This window comes from Mesorhizobium sp. M0019 (assembly GCF_040323975.1).
GTDB lineage: Bacteria > Pseudomonadota > Alphaproteobacteria > Rhizobiales > Rhizobiaceae > Mesorhizobium.
Window position 1 is genome coordinate 1 of the sequence record NZ_JAMYVK010000065.1, and the last position, 20,383, is coordinate 20,383.

Annotated in this window: 22 protein-coding genes and 1 pseudogene; 13 read left to right on the forward strand and 10 right to left on the reverse strand. The window is 63.6% G+C overall.

All coding sequences use genetic code 11. The features are described 5' to 3' along the window. Positions 1-121: 121 nt before the first annotated feature. Entirely contained in the window at positions 122-1,063 is a 942-nt protein-coding gene (locus NKK47_RS30950) for a hypothetical protein (protein WP_352579460.1), read from the reverse strand. A 288-nt stretch (positions 1,064-1,351) separates the two neighbouring features. On the opposite strand from NKK47_RS30950, the gene NKK47_RS30955 reads away from it, so the two are divergent. Beyond that, complete coding sequence (locus tag NKK47_RS30955) at positions 1,352-1,792, forward strand: lipid-binding SYLF domain-containing protein (protein ID WP_352579461.1); 441 nt, start codon at positions 1,352-1,354, stop codon at positions 1,790-1,792. Between the two features lie 18 nt (positions 1,793-1,810). Here NKK47_RS30955 and NKK47_RS30960 read toward each other — a convergent pair whose 3' ends face one another. Next, positions 1,811-2,443, reverse strand: coding sequence for a TetR/AcrR family transcriptional regulator (locus NKK47_RS30960; protein WP_352579462.1), 633 nt, complete (start codon positions 2,441-2,443; stop codon positions 1,811-1,813). Positions 2,444-3,146: 703 nt separating this feature from the next. Here NKK47_RS30960 and NKK47_RS30965 point away from each other — a divergent pair. The 3 genes from NKK47_RS30965 to NKK47_RS30975 are packed head-to-tail and all read left to right on the forward strand — an operon-like array spanning position 3,147 to position 6,930. Next, the gene (locus NKK47_RS30965; protein WP_352579463.1) at positions 3,147-3,632 is read left to right on the forward strand and encodes a (2Fe-2S)-binding protein; all 486 of its coding nucleotides are present in this window, start codon (positions 3,147-3,149) and stop codon (positions 3,630-3,632) included. Further along, positions 3,629-4,612, forward strand: coding sequence for an FAD binding domain-containing protein (locus NKK47_RS30970; protein ID WP_352579464.1), 984 nt, complete (start codon positions 3,629-3,631; stop codon positions 4,610-4,612). Before NKK47_RS30965 ends, NKK47_RS30970 begins: the two co-directional genes overlap by 4 nt. Beyond that, positions 4,609-6,930 carry a xanthine dehydrogenase family protein molybdopterin-binding subunit gene (locus NKK47_RS30975; protein ID WP_352579465.1) on the forward strand — a complete coding sequence of 774 codons (2,322 nt, stop codon included), beginning with the start codon at positions 4,609-4,611 and terminating at the stop codon, positions 6,928-6,930. Before NKK47_RS30970 ends, NKK47_RS30975 begins: the two co-directional genes overlap by 4 nt. Before the next feature lie 109 nt (positions 6,931-7,039). Here NKK47_RS30975 and NKK47_RS30980 read toward each other — a convergent pair whose 3' ends face one another. After that, a complete protein-coding gene (locus tag NKK47_RS30980; RefSeq protein ID WP_352579466.1) occupies positions 7,040-8,050 on the reverse strand; it encodes a zinc-dependent alcohol dehydrogenase family protein in 1,011 nt (336 codons plus the stop codon). Between the two features lie 105 nt (positions 8,051-8,155). Between NKK47_RS30980 and NKK47_RS30985 the strand changes: the two genes are divergently transcribed. Beyond that, the gene (locus NKK47_RS30985; RefSeq protein ID WP_352579467.1) at positions 8,156-9,085 is read left to right on the forward strand and encodes a LysR family transcriptional regulator; all 930 of its coding nucleotides are present in this window, start codon (positions 8,156-8,158) and stop codon (positions 9,083-9,085) included. Between the two features lie 36 nt (positions 9,086-9,121). On the opposite strand, the gene NKK47_RS30990 is transcribed toward NKK47_RS30985, so the two are convergent. Both NKK47_RS30990 and NKK47_RS30995 read right to left on the reverse strand, forming a co-directional pair. Continuing rightward, positions 9,122-9,892: a slipin family protein gene (locus NKK47_RS30990; RefSeq protein WP_023680344.1), complete on the reverse strand. Its 771-nt coding sequence runs from the start codon at positions 9,890-9,892 to the stop codon at positions 9,122-9,124. Beyond that, a complete protein-coding gene (locus tag NKK47_RS30995; RefSeq protein ID WP_352579468.1) occupies positions 9,889-11,280 on the reverse strand; it encodes an NfeD family protein in 1,392 nt (463 codons plus the stop codon). Before NKK47_RS30995 ends, NKK47_RS30990 begins: the two co-directional genes overlap by 4 nt. A gap of 88 nt (positions 11,281-11,368) precedes the next feature. On the opposite strand from NKK47_RS30995, the pseudogene NKK47_RS31000 reads away from it, so the two are divergent. Continuing rightward, positions 11,369-11,495, forward strand: a pseudogene (locus tag NKK47_RS31000) (HAD family hydrolase); the annotation flags it as partial. 74 nt (positions 11,496-11,569) lie between these two features. On the opposite strand, the gene NKK47_RS31005 reads toward NKK47_RS31000, so the two are convergent. The 4 genes from NKK47_RS31005 to NKK47_RS31020 all read right to left on the reverse strand — a co-directional run bounded on the left by NKK47_RS31005 (position 11,570) and on the right by NKK47_RS31020 (position 13,786). After that, complete coding sequence (locus NKK47_RS31005) at positions 11,570-11,851, reverse strand: hypothetical protein (protein WP_352579469.1); 282 nt, start codon at positions 11,849-11,851, stop codon at positions 11,570-11,572. A 75-nt stretch (positions 11,852-11,926) separates the two neighbouring features. Beyond that, the gene (locus NKK47_RS31010; protein WP_352579470.1) at positions 11,927-12,517 is read right to left on the reverse strand and encodes an RES family NAD+ phosphorylase; all 591 of its coding nucleotides are present in this window, start codon (positions 12,515-12,517) and stop codon (positions 11,927-11,929) included. Beyond that, positions 12,518-12,865, reverse strand: coding sequence for an antitoxin Xre/MbcA/ParS toxin-binding domain-containing protein (locus NKK47_RS31015; protein ID WP_254819704.1), 348 nt, complete (start codon positions 12,863-12,865; stop codon positions 12,518-12,520). Between the two features lie 156 nt (positions 12,866-13,021). Further along, a complete protein-coding gene (locus NKK47_RS31020) occupies positions 13,022-13,786 on the reverse strand; it encodes a pseudouridine synthase (RefSeq protein ID WP_352579471.1) in 765 nt (254 codons plus the stop codon). Positions 13,787-13,901: 115 nt separating this feature from the next. On the opposite strand from NKK47_RS31020, the gene NKK47_RS31025 reads away from it, so the two are divergent. Further along, positions 13,902-14,492 carry a DUF922 domain-containing Zn-dependent protease gene (locus NKK47_RS31025; protein ID WP_352579472.1) on the forward strand — a complete coding sequence of 197 codons (591 nt, stop codon included), beginning with the start codon at positions 13,902-13,904 and terminating at the stop codon, positions 14,490-14,492. Between the two features lie 46 nt (positions 14,493-14,538). Here NKK47_RS31025 and NKK47_RS31030 read toward each other — a convergent pair whose 3' ends face one another. Then, positions 14,539-15,282, reverse strand: a complete 744-nt coding sequence (locus NKK47_RS31030; RefSeq protein ID WP_352579473.1) for an SDR family oxidoreductase — start codon at positions 15,280-15,282, stop codon at positions 14,539-14,541. Between the two features lie 343 nt (positions 15,283-15,625). Between NKK47_RS31030 and NKK47_RS31035 the strand changes: the two genes are divergently transcribed. The 6 genes from NKK47_RS31035 (at position 15,626) to NKK47_RS31060 (ending at position 20,343) form a co-directional block, all read left to right on the forward strand. Next, positions 15,626-16,249 carry an NAD(P)H-dependent oxidoreductase gene (locus NKK47_RS31035; RefSeq protein ID WP_352579474.1) on the forward strand — a complete coding sequence of 208 codons (624 nt, stop codon included), beginning with the start codon at positions 15,626-15,628 and terminating at the stop codon, positions 16,247-16,249. A gap of 134 nt (positions 16,250-16,383) precedes the next feature. Beyond that, positions 16,384-18,393 (forward strand): tetratricopeptide repeat protein, encoded by a 2,010-nt coding sequence (locus tag NKK47_RS31040; protein WP_352579475.1) that lies wholly within the window; start codon positions 16,384-16,386, stop codon positions 18,391-18,393. Between the two features lie 99 nt (positions 18,394-18,492). Beyond that, complete coding sequence (locus NKK47_RS31045) at positions 18,493-18,825, forward strand: ArsR/SmtB family transcription factor (RefSeq protein ID WP_023680360.1); 333 nt, start codon at positions 18,493-18,495, stop codon at positions 18,823-18,825. A 4-nt stretch (positions 18,826-18,829) separates the two neighbouring features. Beyond that, positions 18,830-19,522 carry an aquaporin gene (locus NKK47_RS31050; RefSeq protein WP_352579476.1) on the forward strand — a complete coding sequence of 231 codons (693 nt, stop codon included), beginning with the start codon at positions 18,830-18,832 and terminating at the stop codon, positions 19,520-19,522. Beyond that, a complete protein-coding gene (arsC, locus tag NKK47_RS31055) occupies positions 19,519-19,941 on the forward strand; it encodes an arsenate reductase (glutaredoxin) (protein ID WP_352579477.1) in 423 nt (140 codons plus the stop codon). The genes NKK47_RS31050 and arsC overlap by 4 nt, the downstream gene beginning before the upstream one ends. Before the next feature lie 69 nt (positions 19,942-20,010). Next, a complete protein-coding gene (locus NKK47_RS31060; protein WP_352490030.1) occupies positions 20,011-20,343 on the forward strand; it encodes an ArsR/SmtB family transcription factor in 333 nt (110 codons plus the stop codon). Positions 20,344-20,383 lie beyond the last annotated feature (40 nt).

The window sequence follows — 20,383 nt, forward strand, 5'->3', positions numbered from 1 at the left end:
ACCGCAAACCTACAAATGCACGGCGTTCAGATCATTGCTGCACCCTCGCCACGGGGCGCCAGTGCCGCGCGAGCGGCTTCGTCCATGGGTCGAACCTGGTCGTTGAGTGTTTGGCTCGTTCTCAACTCAAAGACGCCGGGCCGAACTGGAGCAATTTGAAGCAATCGCCGCTTCCCGACTTCAACTGCGTCAGGAAGGGTTTCGACCGGTCGAGCCATTCCTGGTGCGATCTGGCATCGGCTTCGATTTCATTGGCCGGTGCAAGCTTGACGAAGCCGCGCCCGTTGCTGAAAAGCCAGCACGCGCGGCCGAGAAACCGCCTGCTGCGCTGGCGCAGGAGGTCGGCATCATAAAAGACGTCGAGCACCTCCTGCTTGATCTTCCGCTCCTTTTCGGGATTGACGATCGCAACCTCGATCGGCTCGCCGCCGATCGCATCCTGCAGGTCCTTGTAATCCAGGGCGATCTGGGTAGTTGCATATTTGATATCGCTCTCGTCCCGGACGATGTTGAACCATAGCGTTGGGTTGAGCTCGTTGACGACGAACGATGCTTCGAAATCGCGTGACAGATTCAGGATATCGAACCCCTGAACATCGACGTCGCGCTCGACCAGAAGGATCTGCGAAACCTGCTTGGCGAGCGCCGTTCCGTGGGCGCTGACGGCGGCATTGTTTCCGCCGTGTTCCGGACTGACATAGGCACCGCCATCATCCAGCAGCGCGTCGAATTCGCCGAGGGCCTCCACGACAGCGCTGTCGCGGGCAACACGCGCCGCCAGTTTGGCGAGAACCTGCTGGAGCTCCGTTTCGCGTTTGCGCTGGTCCTGATAATTCTGCTGGAAAAAGAAGATGAACAGGGACACGCCAATCCCGATCAGGATCACGCCCAGCTGCGAAAAGATATTGCGATAATATTCCAGCAGCTTTTCACGATGGCGTACGTCGTCACGCACACTGTGCGCCACGCGAAGATTGACGATCAGCGAAACGACCAGGAGACCGGCACCGACCAGGATCAGGCCGCCGATCAGCAGGTAGCCATAGCCCGAGTTCAAATCCATTCTTTTGCCGCGCTTCCCGAAACCCCAGACAGCGCAGACTAATACCATTCCGCTTCAACACCTACGTTTTCATAGGAGCGCCGGCGACAGATCCCCGCTGGTCGGCCACTGTTCTTACAGCCAGGACTATGCTCGCCATCCGCCTCGTTTCGTGGCGGTCTTCTCGCGGCCGGAATTCAGGCCGCGTGCTTGGAACCAATGACGGGCGAGACTGTTCAGCTATGACTTTGATATGACGCCGACGTGCCCGGCCGGCTGGGCATGCGGCGATCTTGAGGAGTTCTCATCATGAAGATTTCGTCCAGATTTCGTTCAGTCGCAGTTGCCATCATCGCTGCGGCGGCAGTTAGCTTTGCCAGCGTCGCGCATGCCGACAGCGGTACGATCCGCTTCGCCATCTACAAGGCGGCCTTTTTCATCGGCGGCTCCGGAGGCGAGGGCACACTGACCTTCCATGGTCGCCGATATCCCATCTCGGTCGGCGGGATCTCGGGCGGCCTCGCCTTCGGCGCCTCCAAGACCTATTTCAAAGGTACCGTGCGCCACATACGCCGCGCCCGGGATGTGACGGGGGTGTACGGTGCAGCGGGCGGTGGCGGCGCGCTCGGCAAAGGAGCCCAGGTGATCGTCATGACCAATGACAAGGGTGCCCAACTCGAACTCACGGGCAGGCAGGTAGGCCTGCAAGTCAATGCCGATCTCAGCGGTATGAGCATCTCGCTGAAATAAGGACAGTCACTGCATTCGTTATTCCTTGGATGGGCCGGATTTGGCCGCTCCAAACCGCAGCCCATCCATCAGCAGCGACACCAATCGGCGCGAGCGGTCGCGCCAGTCCTTGGTGTCCGGGGCCGAATAGATGCCGCCCAGCGCATGCAGCACGTCGGAGGCATCGACATCGCCGCGGATCGAGCCGTCGGCGACCGCAGCATCGATCAGCCGCCACAAGGCGAGCGTCACCCTGCCGGAAACGTCGGAGAACAGGGTTGAGTTGGTCGTGAGCAGGATGCGCAGGCTTGTCGACAGCCCGCGCTTGGTGGCGATGTAGTCGACGAAGCGCTGCATCCATTGTTCGAGCGCCATGTCGGGCGCATGATCGCGGGCGAGTTCGTCGGCCGCCTGGCACAGTCCTTCCACTTCGCGCCGGTAAACCACCTCGACCAGGTGCTCGCGGGTTGGGAAATGCCGGTAGAGCGTGCCGATGCCGACGCCGGCCTGGCGCGCAATCTCCTCCAGCGAGGCATCGACGCCTTGCGCGGCAAAGGCTTTTGCCGCGACCTCGACCAGCGCATCGCGGTTGCGCTGCGCGTCGGCGCGCAGCGGTTTTGCAACGGCGGCTTCGGTTTTGTCTCCAGAAATGACGGGCGGCTCCGCGGCCAATTTTTTCTCCAGTGCTGATCCGAAGCATACCCGGATAGGCAGGCCCCGTTTCAAGAACGCAGACGCTTCCACCTTCGTTACGTCTCCGACAAATATAATCGCAAGTAAATATAATCACAGGATCGAGCCTGGGCCGGCGTTCCGGCAGGCGAGGCATCTTGCCCGCCTCCGGTGCACGGCCGGTGGATGACGACGGAGGATATTTCCTCGCGGCCGGCACTCCTCATCTGTTCGGCCGATGCCGTGGGGCAAAAATGAGCCCACGTTGAGCACGATCCCCTCAGGATCATTGGACTGTCCTGCCCCTACAGACAGTTCAGAGAGCACCACCGGCTTGGGCCGGTGGTGCTTTTTTGTCTCCAGGCATGACGGCTGGCTGCCCTGCCAATTTTCTCCAATTTTGATCATTTTCGATCCTGGGCTTGAACAGGGCGGAACAGGCCCTTAGGTAATAAGCGGAGGCGCCTCCGATTGTGGAGCGCCTTTCTCATGTAATCACGGGATCGGGTATGTCACGTCTTTCGACCTCGCAAGCCGCAGCCCTCCCCGAGGTCGCACCACGTCAGGCGGACCACCTCTGCCCTGCCGGGCATTTCCCCCAAGGGGAAGATAGCCTTCACCTAGCCATAAGCTGACCTTGCCGCTCGCCGGCCGGGCACCAGATCATCCCCTCCCGCGTCAAGCAACTGGAGCCAGACGCCCCATGACAAGCAAAACCCGAACTCCAATCCAACTTCGAATCAACGGACATCGACATGAGCTGGAGGTCGAACCGCGCGTTACCCTGCTCGACGCCTTGCGCGACCATCTCGGCCTGACCGGCACCAAGAAGGGCTGCGACCAGGGCCAGTGCGGCGCGTGCACCGTTCATATCGACGGCCAGCGCGTGCTGGCCTGCCTGACGCTTGCCACTCAGGCTGAAAGCAGGGACATCACCACCATCGAAGGGCTTGCCGGGGAGGATGGCACGCTGCATGCGGTGCAGGCCGCCTTCCTCGAACAGGATGCCTTCCAGTGCGGCTATTGCACGCCGGGCCAGATCATGTCGGCGGTCGCCTGCATTCGCGAAGGCCATGCCGGCTCGGATGAAGAGATCCGCGAATACATGGCCGGCAATCTCTGCCGCTGCGGCGCCTATCCGCATATCATCGCCGCCGTGCGCCAGGCGGCCGTGGAGGCCGCGTCATGAGGGACTTTTCGTATCTCCGCGCCGGCTCCGTCGATGCAGCCCGTGAGGCAGCAGCACTTCCCGGCGCCATGCTTTTGGCCGGCGGCACGACGCTTGTCGATCTCGCGAAATGCGGCGTTGCCGAACCCGAGACCGTGGTCGACATCACCCATCTCAAGGGACTGGACACGATTGCCGTTGATGACCGGGGCGCCACGATCGGCGCGCTGGCCAGGATGAGCCGCGTCGCCGACCATGCCGATATCAAGAGCCGGTTCCCCGCAGTCTCGGAAGCATTGTGGCAGGCGGCGTCGGCTCAGCTGCGCAACATGGCGACGATCGGCGGCAATCTGATGCAGCGTACGCGCTGCCCCTATTTCCGCGATCCGGCGAATTTCCCCGCTTGCAACAAGCGCTCGCCCGGCAGCGGCTGCTCGGCGATCGGCGGCGTCACCCGCGGCCATGCCGTGCTCGGCACCAGCGAGGCCTGCGTCGCCACCTATCCCGGCGACCTGGCGGTTGCACTCGTCGCCTTCGACGCGATCGTCCATCTCGGCGACCGTCAGATCGCCGTCGATGATTTTTTCCTGTTGCCGGGCAGCACGCCCGAAAGGGAACATGCGATCGAGCCCGGCGAGATGATCACCGCGATCAGCATTCCCGCTTCGGCGGCCGCCCGCCGCTCGACCTATCTCAAGGTCCGCGACCGCCAGTCCTATGAATTCGCCGCGGCAAGTGCCGCGGTCGGCATCGAATTCGAGGCCGACGGAAGGACAATTCGCGATCTGCGCGTCGCGCTTGGCGGCGTCGCCACCAAGCCATGGCGCGCCCGTGCCGTTGAAGAGGCGCTGAAAGGCAAAGTGCTTGAGCCGGAGGTCGTCAGGCAAGCTAGCCTGCTCGCCGTCGAGGGCGCCGTCGACCATGGCGCCAACCACTACAAGATCGAACTGGCGCCGCGCGTCGTCGCCCGCGCCATCCTCAAAATGGGAGAAACGGCATGACCGTTCACGAGTTGAGAACAAGACCCGGCGATGCCAAACGCGGCGACGCTTCGGACGGTGCCGTCCTCCCCGATCAAGTCGGCGGCCGGCTGTCGCGCGTCGACGGCCCGGCCAAGATCACCGGTGCCGCCAAATACGCTGTCGAGCAGCAGCTCAAGGGGCTTACCCATGCGGTGCTGGTCGAGAGCACCATTGCCGCCGGCCGGGTGCGTTCGATCGACACGGCCGCGGCCAAGGCGTCGCCCGGCGTGCTGCTGGTGCTGACGCCCGACAATATCCTGCCGCTGAGAACCGCAACGGACTGGCTGGGTACGCCGCCGCCGGACGTCGCCTGTTGCCCGCTGGCGCGCGACATCACCTTCAGCGGCCAGCATGTCGCGGCGGTGGTGGCCGAGAGTTTCGAGCAGGCGGTCGCGGCCGCAGCGCTGGTCAAGATCGCCTATGACGAGGCGCCGGCGATCGTCGACCTCAGCGATTCAAAGGCCGGCGACGGCATCCCCGTCGATGCGATGACCAAGGAATGGGGCGAGGCGGAGACAGCGTTCGCCTCGGCTCCGGTCAGGATCTGCAACGCCTACAACACGCCGCGCGAATACCAGGCGCCGATGGAGCCGCATGGCCTGATCGCAAAGTGGCAGGGCGACCAGCTGACGGTCTGGGAGCCGAGCCAATGGCTCGACGGCATGGCGCGGACCTATGCCGAATGGTTCGGCGTGCCGTTCGAGAATGTACGACTGGTCTCGCCCTATATTGGTGGCGGCTTCGGCTCCAAGGCGTTTGCCTATGGCTACGGCGCTGTAGCGGCAGTCGCCGCGAAAATACTGGGACGGCCGGTGAAGCTGGCGGTCACCAGGCCGCAGACCTTCACCGCCTATGGCGGACGGGCGGCGACGCGCCAGACCGTGGCGCTCGGCGCCAACGCGGAGGGCCAGATCCAGTCGATCGTGCATCGCGGCGTCAACGAGACCTCGGTCGACGGCATGTGGGTCGAGCCGCTGGGCTCGGTCACCTCGGTCATGTACGCGACGCCGAATTTCTCGTCGCGGCAGAACGTCGTGCGGGTCAACACGGTGGTGCCGGGGGCATTGCGCGCGCCGGGCGAGAACCCGAGCGCCTTCGGCATCGAAAGCGCCATCGACGAGCTCGCCTATGAGGTCGGTATCGATCCGCTGGAAATCCGGCTCAGGAACTATGCCGAGCAGGATCCGCATGCGAAGAAGCCGTGGTCGACACGGCAGCTGCGTGAGGCCTTCGCGGCCGGCGCCGAAGCCTTTGGCTGGTCGAAGCGGAACCCCCGGCCGCGTTCGATGCGCGACGGCAACCAGCTGATCGGCTGGGGTGTCGCGGCAGGCACCTACCCGGTGCGGCGCGCCTATGGCGAGGCGGTCGTGCGCATTCTCGCCGACGGCTCGGTCGAGGTCGAAAGCTCATCGATCGACATGGGGCAGGGCACCTACACGATCCTGGCGCAGACCGCCGCCGAGGTGGTGGGCGTGCCGGCGGAAAACGTCGTCGTCAAGCTTGGCGATTCCCGCTATGCCCGTGCCGGCGTCACCGGCGGTTCGCGGCTGGCCGGGGTGATGACCGGCGCCGTCCACAAGGCGGCGAGTGCCGCGCTCGACCAACTGATCGGGCTCGCCATCAGCGATCCGGCTTCGCCGTTCCATGCACTGCAGGCCAACACGCTCGTCGTCGCCAATGGCCGCATTGCTCCACCGCGCGGCAACGGCCCTGAAGTTTCCATCGCCGAACTGCTCAGGAGCATCGGGCGCGAGCATATCGAGGCGAAGGGCGACACCATGCCGGCCAATTCGACGGTCGAGGACCGCTACAAGAACTACACCACCATAGCCATGGCGCTGCCACACACCGAGGGCGACTATTCCCGCCACAGCTGGTGCGCGCATTTCATCGAAGTGCGCGTCGACGAGGACTTTGGCACGGTTCGTGTGTCGCGTGTGGTGTCGGCGCTGGATTCGGGCCGGCTCTACAACCCCAAGCTCGCCGAAAGCCAGTGGAAGGGCGGCATCATCATGGGCATCGGCCAGGCGCTGCTCGAGGAAGGCATCGTCGACCGCCGCCACGGCCGCATCGTCAACAACAACCTCGCCGACTATCTCATCGCCACCAATGCAGACATTCCCGACATCGAGGTGATCTCGGTCGGTATTCCCGATCCGCATTCCTCGGTGCTGGGCGGCAAGGGGGTCGGCGAGCTGGGCATCGTCGGCGTGGCGCCGGCGATCGCCAACGCGGTATTCCACGCCACCGGGAAACGGGTGCGGGATCTGCCGATCACGCTGGAGAAGCTGATTTAGGCGGAGGTTGGGACTGTCGGCGCGTTGGCGATTGGCAAAAGCCGAGGTGACGTCCGATCTCCCCACGAGAGGGGAGATCGGCAGCTTCAACGCTCTGCCTTTTTCAGGCTCACCACGACAGACTGAACGCGAGCTTGCCGAAATGCCGGCCGCCGGCCGCCATGTGGGCGTAGGCCTCGGTCGCCTGGTGCTGGCCGTAGACCGTGTCGATGACCGGATCGATACGGGCGGCGCCGATTGCGCGCGCCGCGTCGCGCAGGTCGGATACTGAACCGGTGTTGTTGCCCACAACCTTGAGTGCCTTGATGATGATCGGCAGCAGGTTCGTGGTGGCCTCGGCGCCGGTGACGAAGCCGATGGCGAACACCGTGCCGCCGGGCGCCGCGGCATTGATAGAGCGGGCGAAGGTCGCCGCGCCGCCGGTTTCGACGATCAGGTCGGCGCCGAGCCCGTCGGTCAATTCGAGCACCTTGGCGTCCCAGTCCGTTGTTTCGCGGTAGTTGATGAGGTGATCGGCACCCAAAGCCTTGGCGCGCGCCAGCTTTTCGTCAGACGACGAGGTGATGACGACCGTGGCGCCGGCTGCCTTGGCCAGCTGCAGGGTCAGGATCGAGACACCGCCGGTACCGAGCAGGACGACGACCGACCCCGGCCCGGCATCGGCGGCGCGAAGCGCATTCCACGCGGTGGTGCCGGCGATCGGCAGCGTCGCTGCCGCTTCGAAGGACAGATGCGCCGGCATCGGCACAACGGCATTGGCCGGCAGCGCGACGTATTCGGCGAGCGAGCCGGGCAGCGTCAGCCCGCGCATCTCTCTGGTCTCATAAGGCCGCGGACGGCCGCCGATCCAGCGCGGTTTTGCATGGGCGATGACGCGGTCGTTCATGGCGAGCCTCGACACGCCTTCGCCGATGCCGACGATCTCGCCGGCGCCGTCGACGACGGGAATGAGCGGAAAGCTCGGACCTGGATAGTTGCCGCTCGCTATCGCGACATCGACAAAATTGAGGCTTGCGGCGCGCAGGCGGATCAGCACTTCGCCGCGCTGCGGTTCAGGCGTGGGAACGGTGGCCGCGCGAAACGCGTCCAGTCTCGGGGCAGTCAGTTCGATCGCTTTCATGTCTCACTCCGGTTGATGGCCGATTGACGGGCCGGGATTGAGTGAAGCTAGCTGCTGCGCTATTGGTATATAATCCTTGGCTTTTACATTTGAGCTCTGCACCTGATGCAGCAATCGCACGAACCGGCAGCATTGGTCGAAATGGCCGCCTTCGCGGCAATCGCCGAAGCACGCTCCTTCACCAGGGCGGCTGCTCGCATCGGCCGCGACGCGACGATCCTGTCGCGGCGCCTTGCCTCGCTGGAAGAGCGGTTGGGCGTGCGCCTGCTGCACCGGACGACACGAAGCGTGTCGCTGACCGAGGCGGGTTCGGAATTTCTCATCCGCGTCCGCGCCATCCTGGCTGCGGTCGACGAGGCCGAGGCTGCCGCGTCGGCGCATGCCGGCGGCGGGCCGCGCGGCGTGCTGCGGCTGGCGCTTCCCGGCTCGTTCGGGCGCATGTGGATCGGCCCGCTGCTGCCGCAGTTTCTCGCCGAATTTCCCGACGTTCGTATCGAGGCCGAGTTCTCCAACCGTTTCGCCGATCTCGTCGCCGAGAATTTCGATGTCGCCGTCCGTCTCGGCGCGCTGCAGGATTCGCGGCTGGTGGCGCGCAAGGTCGCGACACGGCGGCGGCTGCTGTGCGCCGCGCCGTCCTACCTCGCCCGCCGGGGCACGCCGACTGCGCCGGAGGCGCTGCTGGAACACAGCTGCCTGGGCTTCTCGGGTTTCCAGACCTTTCCGGCCTGGGAGATGACCGACAGCACGGGTCGCCGCGTCAGTATCGAGGTCTCCGGGCCGCTGGTCACCGACGACGCCGAGGTGCTGGTCGAAGCCGCCGTGCAAGGCGTCGGACTGATGATGAGCACGGATTGGCTGGTCGGACGCGAGCTCGCCAACGGCCGGCTGGTGCCAGTGCTGGAGGACTGGACACTCGCCGATGAAGGCGCGGTCTATGTCGTCATGCCTTCGGCCAAGGGGCAAGCCGCCAAGACACGTGCCTTCGCCGACTGGATCGGCAAACGCTTTGCGCCAGTCCCGCCGTGGCGGAGGTGAGGGTGCTGATCTCCCCCTCGAGGGTGGATTACGCGCTCAGCCGCCTCCGCCTCCACCACCCTGCTTGATGAAATGACCGAGCAGATCCATCGGCACCGGAAACACGACCGTCGACGAGCGCTCACCGGCGATGTCATGGAGAGCCTCGAAATAGCGTAGCTGCATGGCCTGCGGTGCTTCGGCCAGCATCTTGCCGGCCTCGACGAGCTTTGCCGCCGCCTGCTGTTCGCCGTCGGCATTGATCACTTTCGCACGCCGCAGCCGTTCCGCCTCGGCCTGCTTGGCGATGGCGCGGACCATGTTCTCGTTGAGGTCAACATGCTTGATCTCGACATCGGAGACCTTGATGCCCCAGGCATCGGTGCGCTGGTCGAGAATCTCCTGGATATCGCTGTTGAGCTTGTCACGTTCGGCCAGCATTTCATCGAGCTCATGCTTGCCGAGCACCGAGCGCAACGTGGTCTGTGCCAGCTGGTTGGTGGCGGTCATGAAGTCTTCAACCTGGATCACCGCCCGCTCGGCGTCGACGATACGAAAATACAGCACCGCGTTGACCTTCACCGAAACGTTGTCGCGCGAGATCACGTCCTGCGGCGGGACGTCCTGGACCACCACTCGCAGGTCGACCTTCACCATCTGCTGCACGAAGGGGATGAGGATGATAAGGCCGGGGCCCTTGACCCCGGTGAAGCGGCCGAGCGTGAAGACCACGCCGCGCTCATATTCCCGCAGGATGCGAATGGCCGCGGATAGGAACATGACCACGACGAGCGCTGCTGCCAGATAGGCCACATAACCGATGATCATTGCCTTGCTCCATCGCTTCTCACATTGCGGCGCCGTATCGTCAGCACAAGATCCCTGACATCGGCCACCTCGACGCTGTCGCCCACTGCAGGCGGTTCGTCGGCTTTTGCCCGCCAGCGCTCGCCCCGGGCGAGCACGTGGCCCTCGCTGCCCTGCCAGTCGAGAACCTTCGCCGGCAGCCCCTGCATGGCCTGTGCGCCAACACGCGGAACGTTCTTGCGGGCCGCCCACAGATAGCTGCCGGTCAGCAGCGCCAGGCCGAGCGTCAGGACGGCGGCGGTGCCGATAACGGCCCACGACATCTCGAAGCCGGGCCCCTCGATCCTGAGCAGCATGGCAGCGCCCAGCAGAAACGCAGCCACGCCTCCCAGCCCAAGGACCACAGTCGGGTTCAAGGCTTCGACGACCAGGAAGATGATGCCAAGCAGCATCAAGGCAAGGCCGGCATAGCTGATCGGCAGGAGATTGAGCGCATAGAGCCCGAGCAACAGGCAAATCGTGCCGATCACGCCGGGTGCGACCGCGCCCGGGCTCGTGAATTCGAAGACGAGGCCATAAACGCCGACCAGCATCAGGATGACGGCGATGTTCGGGTCCGTGATGACGGCGAGAAGCCGGATGAGCCAGCCTGGCTCGAGCGTTTCGACCGGCAGCCCCTTCGTCGCCAATGCCTCTTTTTTGCCGGCGATCTCGACGGTCCGGCCGTCGGCCAGTTGAAGCAGTTCGGTGGTGTCGCGGGCGACGAAGTCGATGACATGCTGCTGCAGCGCCGCGCCGGCCGACAGGCTGGCCGCCTCGCGCACGGCCTTTTCTCCCCATTCGGCATTGCGCCCGCGCAATTCAGCCAGGCTGCGGATCAGGGCAACGGCATCGTTCGTCGCCTTGGCGATCATCGCATCGCCCGCGGGTGCGTTCTTCTTGTCCTTGTCCGCCTCCGGGCCATCGTTCTTGCCGCCGGGAAACGATGGCAGCGGCCCGCCCATCTCGATCGGCGTTGCCGCGCCCAGATTGGTGCCGGGCGCCATCGCCGCCAGATGGGTGGCGTAGAGGATGTAGGTTCCGGCGCTCGCCGCGTGCCCGCCGGCGGGCGCGACATAGCCGATGACGGGAACCGGCGAGGCGAGAATGCCGGCGATCATCTCGCGCATGCTGGTGACCAGCCCGCCGGGCGTGTCCATCTGCAGGATGAGAGCCTGGGCATTTCGGTCCGCGGCCACCGCCAGTGCTTCCTCGAGCTGCCTGGCACTCGCCGGACCGATGGCGCCGTCTATCTCGACGCGCAACACAATTTTCTCCCGGCCGTCCGCCTCTCCGGTTGCGGAAGAGGGACAAACGGCCGCAACAGCCACGAAAGCCGCGGCAAGCAGGACCGCACGCGCGAGTTTCACGCTCAAAGCTCCACATCTAGGAATATGGGCTGGATTTTGCCGAAATCCATGACGCGGCGCGCGGCGGGTGACGCATCGCACGGTCCTACTGGATGTCGGCCTGCTCAGCGGCGGCTACGGCACCGTAGAAGCTCCGCCAATCGGGCACGTTCCGCGTCTATGAAGATCCCGACGACATGCTGCGCCATGTCGACGAAGTCGGCGGCCGCACATGAAGGCGACCGGCGGGCTGTCGCCGTCATTCGATCACACCTATGTTTTGCGCATTGGAGCCATCTCTGGCGGGCTTCTATTGCGCGGCGTCCTCCTGGATTGTCTGTTCCTGGATTCGGGCGGGTGCCCCGAGACACTGATCGTAGCCGATGGTGCAATTATTCAGACATTCGTTGCGCCCCTGGATGGATTTGACGCTGTTGTAGTCGATCGGCACAGCCTGGCATTTCTTCTGGCACGCCTGGTCCTTCTCGGCGCAATTCGTGCCGTGGCCCTTAGGGTACTTCTTCGTGGTCGCTTCAGCGTTCAATGGCAAGACGGCCAGCAGCGCCAGCAGCGTCGGTATCAGTCGGAGCATACGCATGGATCCTCCCTTGCGCGTTAGACCTCTGCACTTGGAGGCAATGTTAGCGCGCCACTTCCGTTGGCCGCATCACCCGTGCGGGGGATGGATGGCAGCGGGGCCGCCGCTAGCCCAGGCAATTTCCCCGTGATCGGTTCTGATCGTCATCGCTCCGGCCGGCAGCCGATCACAAAACGCGACGACGTTCAGGCAATCATATCGCGCGCTGGGCACGATCAGACCGTCATAATCGAGGAAATGCGCGGCCTCGCCGATGTCTTGCGACCTCGGATATTCGGCGTGCTTTTCCTGATACGAAAGCTGCCCGTAGCGCGCGGTGTCGAGGCCAAGGGTCTGCAAGGCTGCCAGGTCGAGCAGTCTGAGCGTCCGGTCCAAAGCAAGATCGATCTCGAAGAGATTGTATCTGACGCGCGAAGGGATCACTGGCTGCCCCCGCGTCAGGTGGAATCTCATCTCGCTCAAGGCACCTTCGCGCTCTTGCGAGGTGTAGAGCACGTCGAACGTTCCATCGTCCCAACGGCCGCCGGAGCTCGAGCACTGGATCGGGCTGCGGCCCTGGCGCACCACACGCCAAACCGTCCCGGAGTATTCGACCGGAACCATTTCCTCGATAGCATCGATGAGCCGACTGTCTCGCCTCATCCGCCCGGCGATCGCCAATTACAGAAAGACCTCGTTCTCAAGCCGGTCGATGACTTTGAGCACGTCGAGGGCGCGGTCGTCGTGAATGAGATCTATCGCCCTTTCACCGTTCAATTGCGGGTGGCGAGCGTAAAGCCAGGTGCGGATATCGCTTGGCTCGTAGAATTCCTGCAGTCGGCCGACGATATAGTGCAGGTCCGATAGAATGAGCTCGCTGCGCGGCTGGGGCTTGATGTCGCCGGCCTTCCACCTCGAAACCGTGGCCTTGGACACGTCGGTGATGTTTGCAATATCGGTTCCCTTGAGACCGCCAAACGTGCCCAATTCGTCCAGGAATCTGGGAACCGCCCGCAACGCCGTAGCCATGTTTTCTCTCCGGCTTCCAAGCCAGCTTCGCCCATGCGTGTCAGCCTGACACTTTGACTGCATCGGCGCATTTCGGTTTCACAAATGGAAAATATGAAACAGAGATGCAAATGTCAATTGCCGCTTCGGTTCGAGGGGCCTCCAGTGCCTGGTCGCTCAGGCCTGAAGCAGCGCCTGCTCTTCCGCGCTCAGATGGCGTGCCTTGCCTTTGGCAAGGTCGCCGAGTTGCAGAGATCCGATCGCGATCCGTACCAGGCGCAGCACCTCGATGTCGTGGGCGGCGAGCAGCCGGCGGATATGGCGGTTGCGGCCCTCGTCGAGCACGATCTCCAGCCAGGCGGTGCTGGTGCCGCCGCGCAGCAGCTCGATGGACCGGGCCGTCAGCAATTCGCCGTCGACTGTCGCGCCGGCGCGCAACCGCGCCAGCATGGCCTCGTCGGGCAGCGCGCCGATCTGCACGTGATAGGTCTTGGCGACATGCGAGGCGGGATCGAGCAGGCGCTGCGCGAAGCGCGTGTCGTTGGTCATCAACAGCAGGCCTTCGCTGGCCTTGTCGAGGCGGCCGACCGGCGAGACGAAAGGCAGGTCGAGGCCTGCCAGGCAATCATAGACGGTGCCGCGGTCCTGCGGGTCGTCGCGAGTGGTGACCAGCCCGCGCGGCTTGTTGAGCATCAGATAGACCTTGCGCTCGGCGGCGACGCGGCGGCCGTCGACCTCGATGCGATCGCGGCCTGGATCGACGCGCATCGAGCCGTTGCGCACGATCTTGCCGGCGACCCGCACGCGCCCCTCGGCAACCAGAAGCTCGGCCTGCTTGCGCGAGCATAGGCCAAGCTTCGACAGCGCGCGACAGAGGCTGACGCCGGGAGGATTGGCTGCGGGGGCAGGGCGTTGCCGGGCAATGTTCGGTCGCGGCGACATGATGTTGCCTGTCGATTCTTGTATACGAGCATCCCACTATAGCCGGCCGCCGGCTATGTCCACGGAAGGGAACTGCATATCGTTTGCGTCGTGCGCAGCGGCTGCGAGGACTTGCATGAAAACAGCCGTTCGCCTTTGCCTGCTGCTCGCCTTCCTGCCGACATCGCCGGCGCATGCCGGCTGGCAGGCGGTCGAGAAGGTCGAGACCTATGCCATCTCAGGGCAATCCGGGCCGGAGTTCTACGCCTCGATCGGCGGGCGCGGGCCGCTGCTCGGCGAACGCCGCGTCATCGCGCATACCAATTTCAAGCTGACCTGGGTGAGGGACTACCAGCCGCAAGGCGACGCCTGCGTGCTGGTGTCGGCGCAGCCGAAGCTGATCATCACCTACACCTTGCCGAAGCCGGCCGCGCAGCTGCCGGGCGCAATCCAGAAGAACTGGGAGGTTTTCGCAGCCGGCCTCGCAGCTCACGAGAAGGTGCATGGCGCCAGCATCGTCGACATGGTGCACAAGATCGAGGCGGCCACCATCGGCCTGACCGTCGCCGATGACCGCGGCTGCAGCAAGATCAGGATCGAAGTGACGAGACGGCTCGCCGGAATCTCGCAGGCACAACGGCAGGCGAGCCGCGATTTCGACCGGGTCGAATTCGGCCCGGGCGGCAAGTTGCGGCAGCTTGTGTTCACGCTGATGACCGGGGGATGACGCTGCAGGGCTGCGGGGGCGGCGCAGGGTACCACCTTTGCGGCCCTCACGCCTGCTCGGTCGGATAGAGCGTCAGGATGTTGACGTTGACCCGTGGCGGCTGGCTCACCGCATACAGGATGGCGGCGGCGATGTCCTCGCTTTCCAGCTGCTCCATGTCGCCCAGCCTTTGCTCGACCGCCTGGCGCACATCGGCGCGCATATTCTGCGTGAACTCGGTCTTGACGGCGCCAGGCTCGATGCAGGTGACGCGGATGCCATCCTTGCCGATCTCGCGGCGCAGCGATTCCGCCATCGCGCTCACCGCGTGCTTGGTGCCGGAATAGACCACCGAAGGGTGGATGTAACGGCCGGTGCCGGACGAGACCACGACGATGTGGCCGGCGCCTTGCCGCTGCATCGACGGCAGTGCCGCATGGATCGGATAAAGCAGGCCCAGGATGTTGACGTCGACCATCCGGCGGTATTCTTCCGGCGTCGTGTTGCGGAACGGCGCGGCGACGCCGACGCCGGCAACCGCAAGCAGCATGTCGAGCCGGCCGTACTCCAGTTGGACCCGCCCGACCATCGCCGTGGCTTGCGTTTCGTCGGTGACGTCGACGGCAATCGGCAGTGCCGCGCTGCCGGTCTCACGGATCCGCCTCGCCAGGTCGTCTAGGCGCTCGGCGCGCCGCGCGGCAATCACCAGCGTGGCGCCCTCGGCCGCCAGCGCCAAGGCGGTGGCCTCGCCGATGCCGGAAGAGGCGCCCGTCACCAAGGCGATCTTGCCGCTCAGTTTTCCTGTGTGCATGTTTTCTCTCCTGACGCTTTGGACACGCCGTGAAGCTAGGGCGCAGGCTTTCGGGCAACAATGCTGATCGAAAACCGAATCCACTGTTGGAGTTCCTGGGCGCAATACGCGGCAGCGCCCGTTTCCCGCAGAGTACCGCAAGGCATGCGGGACAGTGCCCGTCGGCAAGCCCATGTGCGCGCAATTTCCTTTGAGCTGACGAGCGGGCCTTGACGTGACTGGAGCTGTTGCGTCTTGATACGGGGGCTGCGGGGCTTCGCATGAAAACAGCTGATCGACTACGTCTGCGGGTGGCTTGTTTGCATGCGACGCGCTTGCATGCACTCTCGCGACCGAGCGCAAGATGAAGGTCCTCGTCCTCTATTGCCATCCCTGCACCGACAGCTTCAACGGCGCCGTGCGCGACACGGTGCTGGAGACGCTTGCCGAAAGCGGCCATCAGGTCCACCTGCTCGACCTCTATGCGACCGGCTTCGATCCGGTCATGCGCACGCGGGAATGGCGCGGTTACCACGACAAGGCGGCGAACCTGCAACCGGTGCACGAACATGCGCAGGAGCTGCTCTGGGCGGAGGCGGTCGTCTTCATCTATCCGACCTGGTGGTATGGCCCGCCGGCGATGCTGAAAGGCTGGCTGAAGCGTGTGCTGGTGCCGGGCTTCGCTTTCGAGATGCCGACGGCACGACGCGGCCCGCGGCCCAAATTGCGGCACATACGCCGGGTGATGGCAATGACCACATGTGGCGCCACGCCGCTGATGTCGTGGATCATGGGACAGCCCGGCCGGCGGACCCTGCTGCGCGGCTTCCGGTCCGTCTGCCATCCGCTGTGCCGGACCAAATTCCTGGCGCTCTACCGGATGGACAGCGTCTCGGCCGCCGGACGCCAGGCGCATCTGCAGCGGGTCAGAAAAGCGGTTGCCGGCCTTGGTCGCGCTGATGCGGTCGCCGCCACAGTGCCTGGCTGATTTGGACCAGGCGAGCCGCCGCTGTCTCCGCCGAATGTCGCGGGCGGGTGTCGGTTTGGCAAAGGTCAAAAAAATCAAGTCTCACCTTGACCCAAGAATGGTTGCAGTGTTGGGTTGCAAAGATCAAGGCCTTCTTGATCAAGCGCACTGCGATGCAAATAAACGACATGATCCGTGAGCCGATGATTCGAAAATGGCATAGGTCTTTTTGTCGGTCGCTGCTGCGTGGGCTCGTGGTCTTGTTTGCCCTGAGCGGCCCAGCTTTGGCTGCCAGCAGCGATTGTGTCGGGGACGACGAGGCCGATACGGCTCGGCGAATTGCCGCTTGTACACTCATGATAGAGGATGTGACGGAGCCCGCCAGCAGCCGTTTGACGGCCTATTTCAAGCGCGGCGTCGCCTGGGCGAGGCAGAATGATTATGATCGCGCCATTGCCGATTTCGATAAGGCGATCAGCCTCGATCCGGAAGATGCCAGGCCTTATTACTACCGAGGCATCACCTGGGCACTCAAGAGCGACGCTGATCGCGCTATCGCCGATTTCGACCAGGCGATCAGCCTCGACCCGAAGAGCGATGCATACCGCATCCGAGGCTCTGCCTGGCTCGACAAAGGCGACAACGACCGAGCTATTGTCGACTACGATCAGGCCATCAGCCTCGAGCCCCGGAATGCCGGAGCTTATGGCGACCGGGGCCTGGCCTGGGCACGCAAGGGCGACAACGACCGCGCTATCGCCGATTTCGGCCAAGCGATCAGCCTCGATCCCCGCGATGGCCGAACTTATAACAACCGAGGTCTCGTGTGGAAAAGGAAGCGGGACTACGACCGTGCCATCGCCGATTATGACCAGGCGATCAGCCTCGATCCGAAGGAAGCCAGCGCCTACGACAATCGGGGCATGGCCTGGCTACTCAAGGGCGACTATGACCATGCCATTTCCGATTTCGGACAGGCGATCAGCCTCGATCCGAATGTCGCCGGAGTCCATCATCATCGAGGCATGGCCTGGTCACTCAGAGGCGATTCTGATTACGCCATTGCCGACTACGATCAGGAAATCAGCCTCAATCCGAAGAACGCCCGTGCCTACCTCGATAGAGGCCTGACTTGGACAATCAAAGGCGATTACAATCGTGCGATCGCCGACTACGACCAAGCGATAAGCCTCGACCCGAAAGACGCCAGTGCCTATGGCAATCGAAGCCGGGCCTGGAAATATAAGGGCGACTACGACCGCGCCATCGCCGACGCCGACCAGGCGATCAGTCTCGATCCGGAACGCGCCAGTGCTTTCTACAACAGAGGCAACGTTTGGGCTGACAAAGGCGACTATGACCGCGCCATCGCCGACTTTGACCAGGCGATCGGCCTCGATTCGAAAGACCCCAATGCTTACGACGATCGAGGTACGGCTTGGGCACACAAAGGCGATGACGACCGCGCGATTGCCGACTTCGATCAGGCAATCCTGCTCGACCCGAAACACGCCAGTGCCTACAGGAAGCGCGGCTGGATATGGGACAAGAATGGCGAATACGACCGCGCCCTCGAGGACTATGGCAAAGCAATTGGGCTCGATCCGAAATATGCCCATGCTTATCTCAGCAGAGGTCTCGTCTGGTCAATAAAAGGCGAATACGTACGTGCAACGGCAGATTACGACCAGGCAATCAGCCTCGATCCGACGATTGTCTACGCCTATTTGGGCCGGGGTATCGTCCATTTCTACTCCGGTGCGATGGAGAAAGCCCAAGCCGATTTCGCGCAAGCCGCCACAGTCAAACCAGAGGATGCTTATGTTGCGATCTGGCTCGATTTTGCCGAACGTCGCAATGGCGCAGCAGGGCATTTGCAGGAAGCGACCAAGAAGCTCGACATGACGCGATGGCTGGCGCCGGCTGTTCGAATGCTGCTTGGCGAGCAGACTCTCGCCGCGACAATTGCAGAAGCCGACGACCCTGATGCGATAAAGAAACGCGGAAACCTGTGCGAGACAAATATGTTCAGCGCCGAGCTGAGCCGACTGCAGGGGCACAGCGATGAAGCTTTGCGGCTCTATCGGCTCGCCGCCAGCGATTGCCCCGAAAACTCCTACGAATTTGTTGCCGCCAACGCAGCCCTGCGCGAGCTGGCGCCTTAGCTGCCGCCGCTACGGATTTCCCCGCCTTCGGTGAGATTTCGTTGCTCAACACAGTCTTCGCGCGTTGACTCTATTCCCAATTTCTGGAAATCTCGAAGTATGGACAAGACACTCGCACTTTCGGCGCTTGCCGCGCTCGGCCAGGAGACCCGGCTGGACGTTTTTCGCCTTTTGGTGCGGGCTGGAGCCGACGGCGTGCCGGCGGGCGAGATCGCCACGCGGCTCGCCGCATTTCCGAATACGATGTCGGCTCATCTCAAGATACTGTCGCATGCCGGCCTGGTGCGGACCGAACGGGAGGGCCGCAGCGTGCGCTACTTCGCCGACATGACCAGGTTTCGCGATCTGCTGGCCTACCTCATGGAGGATTGCTGCAACGGCGCGCCGGAACTTTGCCAGCCTGTCATCCAGGCCGTGACCTGCAACTGCTAGCCAGATGAGCTCCGGCAATCTTCCCCGCCGCCTTGTTGCCGAGGCCCTCGGCACAGCTCTGCTGGTCGCCACCGTGGTCGGTTCCGGCATCATGGCTGACAGGCTGAGCAATGATGTCGCCGTCTCCCTGCTCGGCAACACCTTGCCGACCGGGGCGATCCTGGTCGTGCTGATCACCATATTCGGGCCGATATCCGGAGCGCACTTCAACCCGGCGGTGACGCTGGTATTCGCGCTTCGACGCGAGATCGAAACGAACGCAGCGCTGGCTTACGTCGCCGCCCAGATTGTCGGCGGCATCGCTGGAACATTCCTGGCGCATGCAATGTTCGAATTGCCGATCCTGCAAGTGTCGGCGACGGTGCGGACCGGAAGCGGGCAATGGATTGCGGAGCTGGTCGCCGCCTTCGGGCTGGTCTTCACCATCCTCGCCGGCCTGCGTTCCCGTCCGGATTCGATCCCCTGGCTGGTCGGGCTCTATATCACCGCCGCCTACTGGTTCACCGCATCGACATCCTTCGCCAATCCGGCCGTCGCCATCGCCCGTGCGTTCTCCAACACTTTTGCCGGGATCCGCCCCGCCGATCTGCCGGGCTTCATCGGCGCCGAACTTTTGGGCGCATTGCTCGCCATGGCATTGGCAGGGTGGCTGCTCGCCCAACCGAAACCAGCCGGACAGATGAAAGCTGCGCAATGACCATCACCATCTATCACAACCCCGATTGCGGCACCTCGCGCAACACACTGGCCGTGATCAGGCAGTCCGGCGAGGAGCCTGAGGTGGTCGAATATCTGAAAAATCCGCCGTCGCGCGAAAAGCTCGTCGAGCTGATCGCAGCGATGGGCATGACGCCGCGCCAATTGCTGCGCGAAAAGGGCACGCCCTATGCCGAACTTGGCCTGGGCGACCCGCAGTGGAGCGACGACGAGATCCTCGATTTCATGCTGGCGCATCCGATCCTGATCAACCGGCCGATCGTGGTGACGCCGCTCGGCACCATGCTCGCCCGACCCTCCGAAGCCGTGCTCGATATCCTGCCCAATCCGGATATCGGCCCGTTCACCAAGGAGGACGGCGAGGTGGTCATCGACGCCAGCGGCAAGCGCGTCGTCTAGATATCGGCCTATTTCGATTTTTGTCGAAATTTGCTTGACGTGCAGCGATTCTGGAAATAGCTTATTTCCATGAAACTCGAAAAAGCAGCCTCGCAACTTGAAGCCCTCGGCAGCCCGACGCGGTTGCAGCTCTATCGGACGCTGGTGCGGGCGGGCGATGAGGGGCTGCCGGTCGGGCGTATCCAGGACAGATTGGGCATCGCTGCCTCGACGCTGTCGCATCACCTCAAGCGGCTGGTCGACACCGGCCTGGTGACACAGGAGCGCCAGGCGACGACGCTGATCTGCCGGGCCAACTATCCCGCCATGAACGGGCTCATCGGATACCTCGCAGACGAATGCTGCGCCGACGCCACCTGTGCGCCGGCATCGGCGGAAGCGGCCGCCAAAACGGCGGCATGATTTTTTTGCCATTATAATTCGAAATTACCGGAAGGATGGA